This is a genomic window from Candidatus Kuenenia stuttgartiensis (genome assembly GCF_900232105.1).
In the GTDB taxonomy this organism is placed as follows: Bacteria; Planctomycetota; Brocadiia; order Brocadiales; family Brocadiaceae; genus Kuenenia; species Kuenenia stuttgartiensis_A.
The window spans coordinates 862174-876015 of the sequence record NZ_LT934425.1 but is presented as its reverse complement, the minus strand read 5'-3'; the positions used below and the strand labels follow the sequence as shown (position 1 = coordinate 876015).

General features: G+C 40.2%; 13 protein-coding genes. 11 read left to right on the top strand and 2 right to left on the bottom strand.

What is annotated here, in order from left to right:
- Positions 1-28 precede the first annotated feature (28 nt).
- The 11 genes from rplS (at position 29) to KSMBR1_RS03970 (ending at position 11118) form a co-directional block, all read left to right on the top strand.
- A complete protein-coding gene (gene rplS / locus KSMBR1_RS04020; protein ID WP_099324175.1) occupies positions 29-376 on the top strand; it encodes a 50S ribosomal protein L19 in 348 nt (115 codons plus the stop codon).
- 137 nt (positions 377-513) lie between these two features.
- Positions 514-963, top strand: a complete 450-nt coding sequence (locus KSMBR1_RS04015) for a YraN family protein (RefSeq protein ID WP_099324174.1) — start codon at positions 514-516, stop codon at positions 961-963.
- 286 nt (positions 964-1249) lie between these two features.
- Positions 1250-2623, top strand: a complete 1374-nt coding sequence (locus KSMBR1_RS04010; RefSeq protein ID WP_169703782.1) for a TatD family hydrolase — start codon at positions 1250-1252, stop codon at positions 2621-2623.
- 19 nt (positions 2624-2642) lie between these two features.
- A complete protein-coding gene (locus KSMBR1_RS04005) occupies positions 2643-3098 on the top strand; it encodes an N-acetyltransferase (protein ID WP_099326970.1) in 456 nt (151 codons plus the stop codon).
- 388 nt (positions 3099-3486) lie between these two features.
- Positions 3487-4512 carry a 4Fe-4S dicluster domain-containing protein gene (locus tag KSMBR1_RS04000; RefSeq protein ID WP_172953469.1) on the top strand — a complete coding sequence of 342 codons (1026 nt, stop codon included), beginning with the start codon at positions 3487-3489 and terminating at the stop codon, positions 4510-4512.
- Entirely contained in the window at positions 4509-5612 is a 1104-nt protein-coding gene (locus KSMBR1_RS03995; protein ID WP_099324171.1) for an RnfABCDGE type electron transport complex subunit D, read from the top strand. Before KSMBR1_RS04000 ends, KSMBR1_RS03995 begins: the two co-directional genes overlap by 4 nt.
- 75 nt (positions 5613-5687) lie before the next feature.
- Positions 5688-6371 carry an RnfABCDGE type electron transport complex subunit G gene (locus KSMBR1_RS03990; RefSeq protein ID WP_099324170.1) on the top strand — a complete coding sequence of 228 codons (684 nt, stop codon included), beginning with the start codon at positions 5688-5690 and terminating at the stop codon, positions 6369-6371.
- Positions 6365-7783 (top strand): Rnf-Nqr domain containing protein, encoded by a 1419-nt coding sequence (locus KSMBR1_RS03985; RefSeq protein WP_099324169.1) that lies wholly within the window; start codon positions 6365-6367, stop codon positions 7781-7783. Before KSMBR1_RS03990 ends, KSMBR1_RS03985 begins: the two co-directional genes overlap by 7 nt.
- A gap of 12 nt (positions 7784-7795) precedes the next feature.
- The gene (locus tag KSMBR1_RS03980; RefSeq protein ID WP_099324168.1) at positions 7796-9433 is read left to right on the top strand and encodes an NADH:ubiquinone reductase (Na(+)-transporting) subunit F; all 1638 of its coding nucleotides are present in this window, start codon (positions 7796-7798) and stop codon (positions 9431-9433) included.
- Positions 9434-9688: 255 nt separating this feature from the next.
- On the top strand, positions 9689-10591 hold the full coding sequence (gene murB / locus KSMBR1_RS03975) for a UDP-N-acetylmuramate dehydrogenase (RefSeq protein WP_099324167.1): 903 nt from the start codon (positions 9689-9691) through the stop codon (positions 10589-10591).
- Between the two features lie 35 nt (positions 10592-10626).
- Positions 10627-11118: a hypothetical protein gene (locus KSMBR1_RS03970; protein WP_099324166.1), complete on the top strand. Its 492-nt coding sequence runs from the start codon at positions 10627-10629 to the stop codon at positions 11116-11118.
- A gap of 145 nt (positions 11119-11263) precedes the next feature.
- Here KSMBR1_RS03970 and KSMBR1_RS03965 read toward each other — a convergent pair whose 3' ends face one another.
- Both KSMBR1_RS03965 and KSMBR1_RS03960 read right to left on the bottom strand, forming a co-directional pair.
- Positions 11264-12217 carry a YbgA family protein gene (locus KSMBR1_RS03965; RefSeq protein ID WP_099324165.1) on the bottom strand — a complete coding sequence of 318 codons (954 nt, stop codon included), beginning with the start codon at positions 12215-12217 and terminating at the stop codon, positions 11264-11266.
- Positions 12218-12328: 111 nt separating this feature from the next.
- A complete protein-coding gene (locus tag KSMBR1_RS03960) occupies positions 12329-13516 on the bottom strand; it encodes an OmpA family protein (RefSeq protein ID WP_099324164.1) in 1188 nt (395 codons plus the stop codon).
- Positions 13517-13842: the final 326 nt, after the last annotated feature.

The window sequence follows — 13842 nt, the reverse complement described above, 5'->3', positions numbered from 1 at the left end:
CCTGTAATAAATTATGAGGAGTGGGATCATGAATGTTATCGATGTAATAGAAAAAGAACACATGAAAACAGAAATACCAAAGTATTCTGTTGGCGATCAGGTAGATGTCTCGATCAAAATCAAAGAAGGAGAAAAGGAACGTACGCAGGTATTCAGTGGGTTGGTAATCGCAAAAAATGGCGGAGGGATACGGGAAACCTTTACCGTAAGACGCATTGTTCAGGGAGAAGGCGTAGAGCGTGTTTTCCCCATTCATTCCCCAAAGGTTTTGGATGTTAAGGTAAAAAAATCAGGAAAAGTACGGCGTGCAAAGTTGTATTACATGAGGGACAGAACCAGTAAAGGTACCAGGTTGAAAGAAAAAAGGGTGGATTAAGGACATATATAGAGGTATTCCATATGCTGAACAGACTTGGTCAAATGAACTTGTTTTCTAAAAAGCAGGGAATGAATATCTAGGAATAGTATAAAATTGCCTATTTGGCCCAGTCTGTGAAGCATAGGGTTTAACTCATGGACGGATTTTTCAAAAAACTAATAGGTTCCCTTTTTTTCCTGAAAAATATACTCAAAAAAACCAGTGACGTACAACCGCACAAGAAAGCTCTCGGTAAAAAGGGAGAAGTTGTCGCTGCGAAATTTCTGAAAAAAAAGGGATATAAGATACTACAGAGGAATTACCGGCGTAAGACCGGAGAAATTGATATTATTTGCTATGACCGCGGTTCCATTGTTTTTGTAGAAGTAAAAACGCGTGGATCCGATAGTTATGGACCTCCTGAATTAGCCGTAACAGAAGCAAAAAAAAAGCAAATTATAAAGATGGCTTCCCGCTATATTGCTGAAAAAAAAGTAGAGGGCATAGATTTGCGTTTTGATGTAGTTTCTGTTTTTTACCCGCCAGCAAAAAAACATCCTGCTATTACACTCTATAAAAATGCGTTTACAAAAACATGTAGCTAAAAGTATAGCCAAACAAATATGATTTTATGAATTTGGCGATAAAATGGCTTTCTAAAAAACAGATTTATTTGACTAAGCATACTATACAAGCACGCCCCTTAATTCCTTTATAGAGGGGACTGGGGTGTGTAAATTTTTTTGAAAACCTTATTTGTTTGACTATAGTAGCAGTGTTTTTGATGATTGATGAACCCGTTTCAGTTCCCTGGCGTTTAAGGGATATTGATAATATCGCCGTAAGGTTATGTTTTTAAGTGGCGCTTTTTTGGTAAAGAATTTTAATAATATGATGATTATTGATACACACGCGCATCTTGATTTTCCGGAATATAAAACAGATTTGGACTCCGTTTTGTCACGTGCCAGAGAGGCAGGCGTCGGAAGTATTATTAATGTGGGAACAAGCCTTTCTACGAGTAAAAAGTGCATTGCTTTGGCGCATCGTTTTGAAAATATTTATGCAAGCGTTGGCATCCATCCGCATGGCGCCACAAAGGTTTCAGAAGAAACGTGGCTTGAGCTTGAGTCGTTGATTGGAGGATCAAAAATTGTCGCGGTCGGCGAGACCGGACTTGATTATTATCGTAACAAGAGTCCTCATGAAGACCAACAGGTACTATTCGAGAAACACCTTGCACTTGCGAAAAAGCATGATCTTCCGGTGATAATACATTGCCGCGAAGCCAGTGAGGACTGTTTAAAAATTCTGAATAAATATAAAAATGGTGGATTAAAGGGGGTTGTTCATTGTTTTAGCGGAACGGCTGAAGTGGCAAAGGCATGCCTGGATCTGGGCATGTTTTTGTCTTTTGCCGGGCCGATTACCTTTAAAAATGCGCAAAATTTGAGGGATATTGCCAAAACTGTTCCTGTCGAAAGGCTTCTTTTGGAGACTGATTGTCCTTTTTTATCACCTCATCCGAAAAGAGGGGAGCGTAATGAGCCGTCGTATTTATCCTTAGTTATCCCCGTTTTTGCTGAAATATACGGGCTTTCCCCCGAAGATATTGCACGCATTACTTCTTTTAATGCGTACGCATTATTCGGCATAGGGGAGCCTGAATTGGAGGGGAAAATAGCTTACGCTATCAGAAACTCTCTTTACATAAATTTAACGAACCGATGCTCTATGGAGTGTTCATTTTGCATGAGGACGACCTATCCTTTTGTGAAGGGGCATAATCTGCATTTAAAGCGGGAACCGACAATTGAAGAAGTACTGCAGTCGATAGGAGACCCTGGCAGATATGATGAAGTGGTGTTTTGCGGTTATGGAGAACCGACCGAACGGCTGGAAGTTTTAAAAGCCGTTGCTGCGGATTTAAAATCAAAAGGGAAACGCATCCGGCTGGATACAAACGGCCATGGGGATATTATCAATGGCAGGTCAATAGCGAATGAATTAAAAGGCCTTATTGATACCATCTGCATCAGTTTAAATGCGGAAACTGCGGAAAAATATGCTGCGATCTGCAAGCCGGTATTTGGCGAAAAAGCCTATTTTGCTTTGATACAGTTTGTTAAAGATGCGAAAAAGGTTATTCCAAATGTTCAGGTCTCTGTTGTAGAAATTCCAGGTATCGATATAAAGAAATGTAGAGAAATTGCAGTGGAGTTGGGCGTAGATTTTAGGGTGAGAAAACACGATGTCCTCGGCTGATAACAAAGAAAAAAAACTAATATTGCGTAAAGCAACAATAGAAGAGGTAGAGAAGATATATAGGCTTATCAACGGTTTCGCGTCAAAGGATGAAATGTTGCCGCGTTCCCTCAGTGAGCTTTACGAAAATATACGGGATTTTTATGTATTTATGGAGGATACCCAATTAATTGGTTGCGCCGCTTTGCATATTTTTTGGAAAGATCTTGCGGAAATAAAATCATTGGCAGTTCTGGGTTCACACCAGCGGAGAGGAATAGGAAAAAAACTCGTATCGGCGTGTATGCAGGAGGCGAAGGAACTCCGCATCGCCAAGATGTTCGTTCTTACGTATTCGCCGGAATTTTTTGAGAAATGCGGATTTTGCAGGATAGAAAAAGCGGAACTCCCTCAAAAAATATGGTCAGAATGTGTAAAGTGCCATAAATTCCCTGATTGCGGAGAAATACCGCTTATTATTGATATAAGCAAATAATGGATTTTGGCATTAAAGAAAAGGCTGGTTTCTCTTGCCCTTGCCCCGTCGCTTGCCAAAAAACTTCCTTGCTTAACGGTCATGCCAAACGGTTCTGTTCTCTTTTAGCATTTCTGTATTTAGCTTCTTTTCCTGTATTTCCTATATATTTGATTTGCATTTAATGCCGCCAGTTATAGATTTTAATAAGCATAGTTTTCAGGAATACGTTTATTGAATGATAATGTGTTCTGTTTTCACCCGTTCAATCGGCGGCATAATTTAGTTCTAAAATATTACCTTGACTTCTGATGTCCGGATTGATATTTTATCCGGACACTTTTATGGAATTTCCAAGAGCTTCTATTTTATTTGAAAAAGTAAGAAAGTGATTAAAAAAAAGCAAAACATGGTTTTCAAGGGTGGCGTAAATCTTTTTGACGCCTACAAAATACGTTTTTGTAATATTGTTGAGGAAATTTCATCTGACAACCCCCCTGAAGTATTCAATTTTACCCTGCCATCGGAACAATCGGTGAAACACATTATTGTTACCCTATGCCCCACGGAACCATGGGCATTGCCTAATTGGGTAACATTGGGACATAAAACAACGGTTTTCTTCGATAAAATAAAAGAGCTACAGACTACCATCTTCCCTGAAGCGAAATGTTCTGTTGTTATCACCAATAACGAAACCGAACATATTTCAGCAGCAAAAGAATACGCGGCTATGAATGAATGGTTGGAAGTTTTTGTTATAGATGCGAAATATCCTTACGATGACCCTGTGGTATTATCAAAAGCCATCTTAAACAAAGATATAAACTTTGGGCAGGATACGCTGTCCCAGGGTATTCTAGTTTTCGACGCGCAAACGGCATTGGCAATCCACAAAAGCCGCATTCTTAATAAGAGTGTAAATTCCCGCTTTATTGCCCTTTCGGGCACAGGTCTTAAGGAAAATGAGTTTATCAAGGTGCAGTTGGGAACAACCCTTGAAAAAATACTAAAAAACAGGGTAAAGGAGACCGCCCCTTATCGTGTGTTTATAAACGGTCCGTTAAGAGGAATGGAAGTTAACGATTTTGCTCAAAAAATTGGCTGGACGGTAAATGACATTGTTGTTCTGGCGGCGCAGGATAAGAAAGAGATGTTTCCTATGATTAACACGGATAGGCTGCATTTTACCACTAATTTGCTTGGGGAATTGCGAGCCTGCGTGTATTGTAACTTCTGTGATGATATTTGCCCTGTTAATTTAGAACCTGCTTTGTACCACCAGGCCTACAACAGAGGAGAAAAACAGAAGGTGCGTAGTTATGATATAGAAAAATGTATTGAATGCGGTCTGTGCAGTTTTGCATGCCCTTCGAAAATTGAATTGTTGCGGATCATCAAGGAATGTAAATCGCCGGATGTACAAAAAGCATGAAGAAATTACTCAATAAACTCGAATCGCCACTTAATAAGAATCTTGACAGGATAGAGACCTTTATCCATACCCACGAAACAGTCAATTTCCTTTTTGGGGCAGTTTTTGAAGCGTTTGACGGTTTGTTGCGCAGCTCCAAACATACAGCGCAGACACAGCCCTTTATCCGAAACAACACGGACACGAAAAAGTTTATGGGTGCTGTGCTTATTGCGCTGACAATGGGATGGGTGTTTCCTGCGATGTATTTTTACGGGTTACAGTGTGTGATTTCGAAATTGATTGTTTCACTTGTTGTTGGGGTGTTTGTTGTTGATGTGATATGGGCAATAATTGCCAGGGAAGATCACATTAGTGAGGGAGGGTTTGTTTCGTGCCTGCTCGTTCCCGCCATTCTGCCACCACAAGCGCCTCTCTGGCTGATAGGCTTTGGCGCAGCAATGGCCATTATCTTCAGAAATATATTGGGAGGCGTTGGGTACAATTTGGTGAATCCTGCGCTATTTAGCCGATTGTTCCTGACAATATGTTTCCCGTCACTTTTGGCGACAGGCTACCAGATGCCTTTTGTCGGTATACCTGATCTTCATACCTTGCGGTATGGGCTTGATACCATTACCCACGCTACCCCGCTTACCGCGTTTAAGACAGACGGCACCATCACTTCTTATTTTTCCCTGCTCATAGGTACTGCGAATGGCTCTTTGGGAGAAACCTGCCGATTAGCACTTATACTGTCCGGTATATGGCTTGTAAAAATGAAGGTTGCGAACTGGCGGTTGCCGGTGTCCTATTTTGGCAGCGTGTTTATCTTTTCAGGTATGTTTTCACTCCTGTCAAAGGAAAATGTTGCCCCGCCTATTTTTCAGCTCCTGAGCGGAGGGTTAGTATTGGGTGCTTTTTATATGATTACAGATCCTATTACAGCAACCTATAATCAGAAGGCGAAATGGATATATGGCATAGGGTGTGGATTTATTACCGTGTTGCTAAGGAATTATACCACACTGTCTGAAGGAGCAATGTATGCTATATTGCTTATGAATTTGCTTGCAATACCCATTCAATCGTTGATGGTAAAAATAAGATACCGCACCTGAAATAACAAAAGATAACGGCAAAATAGTTTACAGCCACTAATTTAACTATCACAAAGTTTTAGCGAAACATAATTTATGGAAGAATTTAAGACGTTTATACTCCGTATTTTCTCGATCCTTTTCATTGCATTTATTCCGTGTACCGGATTGTTTTTGGTATATTTTTATACAGCACCGAAAATTGCCGCATATCATGAAATAAAGGAAAAACGTGCTGTTCTTGATATCTTTGGAATTCCATACCGTACAACTGAAAAAACCATCATGGGTTTTACTATCAAAGGGTACGATAAAGATAATATAAGAGAAGTATTTGATACGTCGATAACCGTTGATGAAACCGAAGCTGTCGGGGCAAAAAACGAAGAAGAGGGGAAGGTATATAAATTCATTAAAGACGGAGAGTTGCAAGGGATAGGGTTTATCAGGTCAAGGATAGGATATGGATATAATAAATCAAGCGCCATGTCTTTGTTTATTTGCCTGAAACCTGACATGGAAACGCTGAAAGGGATAGAAGTATTGGATCACAGCGAGACTCCTGGACTTGGTGGAAGAATGACGGAAGATATATTTAAAAAGCAATTTGTTGGAATGAAATTAAAACCGCAAATCAAGATGGTTAAGGAGCGGAAAGCTACGGGTGATAATGAATTTGATGCTATAACCGGTGCTACCAATACAAGCAGGGGTATTGAGGAGTTTATCAATGACGCAGTACAGGAATTTTGGAGAAAATCCGGAGAACAGAAATGGTAGGACTAAAGCGACATATACGAAAAACTTCTAAATTTTTCTTGAGAGACAATCTTATTTTAACCGCAGGCGCCGGTTTAGGGTTTTGTTCTGCTTTGGCGGTAACGAATAAACTCGAAAATTCTCTGACGATGGGACTTGGTGTGTTGTTTGTTGCAATGGGGAGTTTTTCCTTAATTTATCCATTTCGAAGATTAATAACCATAGCGGGATCACACCACAAGATTTCGCTTTTAATGATTATTGTTTCGGTGTTTGTGACCATTTTTGCATTCTTTGCCCAGGCGTTTGTGCCGGAGGTGGCTGCCAGTATCAGGGCATATATCGACCTTATTACCACTAATTGTATAGTGCTTGCCGTAATTTCTGAAGGGTTAACGGTGCCATTCTGGGAAGCGCAGAAAAAGATTTTAAAGGCGTGTATGGGATATGCTTTTGCGCTGATATTGCTTGCCTTTCTGCGGGAACCGCTGGGTTTTGGCACGATTATGGGCTTTTCCGTAATTCCGGAAACGTTTCCTCGCGTTGTGTTAATGATAACTCCCGTGGGAGGATTTTTCGCATTGGCGGGATTTCGCCTCATGATGCGTCCTTTCTTGCTCAAGGCAAGGATTGTCTATCAGGAAGCGGCTTCATGTGAATGCGCCGCTGTTGAGACACCGGAAGAAGGCCCTGTTCCTGCCCCGCGTTCAAAGTTTGAAATTTCCCGAAAATCGTTAATTACCATCGGGCTGGGCATCTGTTTGTTTATAAGTATCATTGTACACATTCGTACCAGCCCGACATTGCATACTCAGTTTCTTATTTTTTTGCCAATATTATTAAATGCCCTTTTCTTTGATGGTATAGTACTCAGTAAACTTTTAGGCATATGCCCGTTGCTCAATAAATCACGGCAAATAGATGCGGCATGGAAAATGGGGATTGCCGTAATTATCGTTATGACGCTTTCTACTGCTTTAAACTGGGTGGTATATAATAAGGTGTTGATAATGGGAAGCGATGTTTTAGCAAAATATTCATCCATGTCAATACGGCTGGAGAAAATCTTCTACCTGACAGTATTTATTGTAACCATTGCCGTATTTGTGCAAACATTAAGCGTGATGCTTAGAAAATTTGCACGAACGGCATATGAACAAATGGGGCAGTTTCTTGAACTAATTACCGTAAATTGTATTGTACTTGCCAGTGCAACATTTACCATTCCTACAGGCACATCTTTTATGGTTTCAACCATTACTGCGTTTGGGTATGGACTTCACTGGCTAATGGTTACTGTTTGGCTTGCATTGTTGAGACGTCAGCGTCTCTTTGTGCCAACAAATGCATGGGATGAAGATACAATAGCAATCCTTTTACTTGGCATAATGGCCGCTATATTTACCGGCATTGGAATGATTCGTATTTTTTAGGTTGGAGTAAACATGCTTACCCCTTTATTTTTAGGCGCAGGTATTCTCGCCGTACTCATATTGGCACTAAGTTTAGTGTGCGAGATCATCTTCCAGTTTTTCGGGCGTGGGGCAAAACAAAAGCTAACTGTTATAAGTGATGATGAGTTTAAGAAAGAGCTTAATATTGAAGGCGGAGAAAGGCTCTTATCATTATTACAAAACAATGGCTTTAATATTCCGGCGGCGTGTGGAGGGATGGCAACATGCGGTCAGTGTAAAGTGAAACTTTATACCGATGTCGGTTTGTATACGGCCGTTGAAACGCCGCATTTTGATATGCGCTCCCGGGAAAATGCAAAAAAATTTCTGGAAGATGGTATCGGAGATGGTTATGAACGTCTGGCATGTCAGGTGCGGGTGGAGAAGGATGTTAGTTTGTACCTGTCAAAAGATACCCTCAATGTAAAAAAGTACACAGCCAGGGCAGTCAAAAAGATTCTGATCACCAGCGATAAAATGGAAATATGGCTTAAACCTTCAAAGCCTATTGCGTATAAACCCGGTCAATATATTCAATTAATGCTTCCGGAAGATTTTGTGGAGGAACATTATAATAAATACGAAACTCATATAAAGAAGGCGTGTGAAAATCTGGGGAAAGAATTTATTCCTTATAAACCGGGGAATGCCATGTATAGAGGCTATTCGCTCGCTTCATACGAACCAGACCTTTTAAAGCTTATTGTTCGATTGGCCCCCGTAGATCCTTCAAAGGCGGTGGAAAGTGGTGGCGCCCCATGCATCGGGCCTAGTTGTGTACATCACTATACCCAGGAACGGAGTTTGTGGAATTTCTTTCTCGGCGAAAAAATACATTTTACAGGACCTTACGGCCATTTTTCTCTGAAAACAGAACCACACACTGCGGTATTTGTGGCTGGAGGGGCAGGACTTGCACCAATATTGGCGTTATTGGAACAATGGTTCATAGAGGGAAGGCAGGAGAAGGCGATATTTTTCCTGGGAGAAAGGCGACTCCAGGATATTCCAATAATGTATTTGCCCAAATGGTTAAAGTGGCAAATGCAAAACCCCAATTTTAAATTCATTCCTGTACTTTCCGGTGCGTTTCGCGATGACGACCCTGCCATGTTAAATGAAATAGATAAGAAGTGCTTTTTGAGTCTTGCCGATGAGGGTAAACAACTAGCTAAAAAACAAGGATACATTGATGAGCAGGAGCAACAATGGCAGGGGGAGAAGGGATTTATAGGGCCGCTGCTCAATAAATACCTTACCCCTGACCCTGATATAGCATTTTATCTCTGCGGGCCGGCGCCTATGACCGTTACCGTAATTGATGCTGCCGCCAACGTGCTGAATCTCCAAAAAGAAAACGCACTGTTTGATGATTTTACCGGCACGCTTACTCCTTCGGTAGATATTCTTTACCAAAAATTAGAGTTAAAAGAAAAAATGCTTGCCGCAAACATACCAGATGCCGGGAAAATCATCGAAAAACTTACCTTCACACTGGTTGTACAACTACTTTTAAGGGATAAAATTGAAGAAGGCTACAGTTTTATCGGGAAGGTGAGAAATATCCTCGAAACCTCAGGGCAAAAAGATAAGGACCTCGTTGCTTTGCTGGATTCATATAAAAAATAACACCTGCCTACCCGCCGCATGATTCATTCTTCTCAAAGATTAAAACCTGAGTAACGATCTAGTTTTTTTGAAAAAGTATGGGTGAAGCGTTTTGCCCATTTGAGCATGAACGTATTTATGACAATTTACAGCAAATGCTTAGCCCCTACACTGTGCAGTAAACATCGTTATTATTAGAATTTTTCAAAAAACTAAAGTGTTACACACTCTGACAAATTACACTCTTTTATAGAAAGAGTAAAATAAAAACAATAAATGGTACTCAGCATACCAAACCTGAAAAAAAACATACCTCTCGCCCCTTTTACTACTTATAAAATAGGCGGTCCCGCTGATTGGTTTGTTGAAGTACATACCACCGAAGAATTAACACAAGCGGTATTAGAGGCAAAGCGCAGAAAAACCCCTTATTTTTTGCTTGGCTGCGGCGCAAATATCTTATTTACCGATAAGGGATTTCGCGGTCTTGTGATCAGAAATCTTGCAAACAAAACGACCTTCCTTGAAAAGAATAAATTGGTTGCGGAAAGTGGCGCGATTATTGGCGACCTTCTTAATCTATGCTATCAACGAGGACTATCAGGGTTTGAGCATTTTGTGGATATTCCGAGTACTGTAGGCGGCGCAATATGGCAAAATCTGCATTTTTTATCTCCTGACAGAAAACACACCATATTTATTTCCGGAATAGTCAGCAAGAGCCGTATTTTAGCGGAAGATGGGAATAGTACAACGGTTGATGGTGAGTACTTCCGGTTTGGATATGATACGAGTATCTTGCATAAACAGAAAGATATTGTGCTTGATGTAACCTTCCAGCTTTCACAAAAACCGAAATCAGAAATAAAATCAGTTATGGAAGCGAATCGGGAGTGGCGCAAAACAAAACAGCCTCAATTGCCGGAATTTCCCAGTTGCGGCTCAGTTTTTAAGAAAATAGAGGATGTTGGGGCAGGAAGATTGATAGAACAGGCGGGGCTGAAGGGAATGCGCATTGGCGACGCAGAAATTTCCGGAAAACACGCAAATTTTATCGTTAATTTGGGAAATGCTAAGGCAAACGATGTTTTGGCGCTAATTCAATACACACAGAAAACGGTAAAAGAAAAATCAGGCTATTCGCTGAATACAGAAATTATGGTTGTTGGAGAACCATAAATTGATTGTATAATCTACATCCATAGAAAACACATATGATAGATTTAGAGAAAATTAAGACGGTTGCCATAGCAATACTCAATGACCCGGAACATTTTTTGGTTAAAAAATATTACCGGTCGAAGCCCCCGAAAGGTTTTCGCATAGAATTATTTCTGGCAGGAAAATGCAAGCAAATACATAATGTCTTTAAAAAGTACGAATGCGATAATCACATTATAAAGGGTATTGGGTGGGGGAGGAAAATGTCCGGTACAATTTCCTTAAAAAATGTAAAAAGAGTTATTGACTTCAGACCATCGGCAAAAAAACAAGAAACGGCTTTTTGCCGCTATTGTGAAAAGCGTGTTGTGCCGGAGAGAATTCATAAATTGGATTTCGGCGATGTTATACTCTTTTTCTTTACAGCAGGGTTATGGGCAATTCTGCTCTTTTTTATGTATCTTTTTATTAGAAAATGCCCTTATTGCAATCACAGCCTGAGAAGACTCAAACCTCTTTCAAAGGGGAAAACAAACGATACCTGAATTGCTGTAACCATAAATGAAAAGAAACAACCCTAAGGTGCTGCTTTTTCGCACCAAATCCACCAATATAATAATGGAACGGCGGATTCGCTGTCGTGATATACACGGATGGGTTTATAAATTGTGATTTAATTATTTTACGCAATCAAAACTGATTCCGCAGTCTAAATTCCATCGGATGTGGATTAAGATAATATTGCGATTTCAGGTATTCTTTATCATATTTATGAGCATAATGCCGTAGAAGAGTTACAGGTACAATCAGGGGACTCTGTTTTTCGCGATACTGTTCGATAATCCCCAATAATTCTTTTTTCTCCCAGGAAGACAACTCTCTTTTAAAATACCCCAAAATATGCTGCAAAACGTTGATATTTTTCTTTACGGTTGCTTTTAATTTTAATGCCGTCATTAATGTCTTGCAATATTGATCAAACAAATCTTTCTTTCCGGTTCCGCCCGGCTGAGCCGCCATTTTACCGAGGTCTTTGACTGTTTCTGTACTATGGGACATAATTAATAATTTATGGTTTGCATGAAAAGTTGTAAGGCCCTTTATAGAGCCGTCTTCTTTCAGGAATTTCTTCCACCGGTAAAACACAAATACGTTTTCTATAAAATTTTCCCTTCTTTCAGGAACCTGAAGATGACAATCGTCTTCCGTCGGAACGTAGGTAAATTTTTCCATAAATCCCCTGGCAAACAAGCCGATGCCCTTCCCGACAGAAATGCCAGATGAAGATGGATATACCTTTATTCCCTGCATACCACAGCTTGGAGATTTACTCTTAAACACAAAACCGTTCACGTTTTCATGTTTAAGCGCTACCACCTTACTGCAGATCCATTTTTTCATCTGAACGGTGTAGTCTTTATGCGTTTTTATGGTAAGAATGCGAGGGTTTTCAGGATCTCCAACCAACTGCATTGATTCTCTTGGAGTGGGAAGGCCGCATTCCACTTCGGGGCACACAGGAACCCACTGAATAAATTTTCCAAGTGTATATTTCAAATAATGGTCAAGCTTGTGTCCTCCGTCATGCCGAACATTTTCACCAAGCATGCATGCGCTAATCCCCAATTTGATCTTTTCATCCATTTGCTTCTGTGCTAAAACGTGTTGCCGGATAGTGCAGGGGCGAAGCATTTGCTGTAAATTGTCATAAATGAATTCATACCCAAAGGGGCAAATGCTTCGCCCCTGCTATTGCTATCTTATAGGAACAATTTCAGCCCTTCTGTTAAGGGCACGGCCTTCTTCTGTAACATTGGGGGCAATAGGATGTTTAAATCCAAAACCCGTCGTAGAGATACGCGATTCATGAATACCCTTCTCTACTAAATAATCTTTTACCGCCAGCGCTCTTTTTTGGGAAAGGTCGATATTATATTTCATTGAACCGATATTATCTGTGTGCCCTTCTATTCTTATTTGCAAATCAGGATTTTTTTCCAAAACATCCACAATATTGGTAAGGTTCGATTCAAATTCTTCTTTAATATCCCATTTCTTATATTCAAAGGCGATTCCTTTTACCACCCAGCATCCTCTGGAATCCACAATAGCTCCTTCCGGAGTATCCGGACATTCATCGTCTTCATCGTAAACACCATCGCCGTCGCTGTCTTGTTTAGGAATATCGGTCAAAAATACTTTTTTAACAAAGTTTGCCATATTCCCGCTGGAAGCAATTTCATCAGCAGTTACAGAAAAACCACAGGTTGCGGACCGTGCAAGTTTTCTGAGCGCCTCTTTCCCCTCAGGAGTATTTCCCACATGAATGGTATAAAAGCATGTCTTCTCTCCATACAGTTCTTTTAAATCCTTTATTTTCTCCAGGGGAGTGCCTATTAAATTTTCGCCGTCACTCACAAAGATCACCGCATTTTGTCCCACCGACGTTAGCAGTTGATTTGATGCGTCAGCAATAGCGTTTCCGGCAGGGCTGCTTCCTTTAGGATAGATTGCCATATTTAACGCGTTTTCTAAAAGGTCTCGTGAGTGATGTGTGAGTTCATAAACAATAAATGTCTTCTTTAACGGCGTAAAAAATCCGTGTCCAAATGTTACAAGGGCGCTATTTACATCGACTTCAGGCAATGTTTTGTTCATGCGCGATATAATATCTTTGGCCACGTCAAATTTTGGATGCCCTTTATTAACGATACCGGTATATGCTGTTTCCATAGAGGCAGAGGCATCTAAAATGATAACAAAACTTTCAATCTTCGGTGCATACTTCACACTAAGGGATTTTGCGCTTAAATCTTGTGGGACGAATGATTCAAGAGGTTCGGGGTGTTTTTTTTCAAACGTGATAGATTTGAGTTGAGCACAACCTGTAAGAACAGCAAGCGTCATTGTAACAAGCAATACCAACAAACATGTTTTTTTCATAACTATTCCTTTATAAGATTAAAAGATAATTTGCCGTCATAGGGTTCTGCATAAGAACGGAAACACAATGCTATTAAACACGTTGTTCTTTTATGCGATGTTTTTAGCACATAAGTCAAATTTCAGAAGAAATTGTCTGCAAACCACAGATTGCGTTATTTTAGCAGATAAAAATATCAATAAACATAGAAATAGTATAATCCAAAATCCGTCTAACACGCTGAAAATGTTATAACATTTTGATTAATTCATCCGGAGGTGTCAAGTACAGAAATTTATATAGGCTAATAATGCCTAATGATTTTACCACAAATAATTTAATAGCA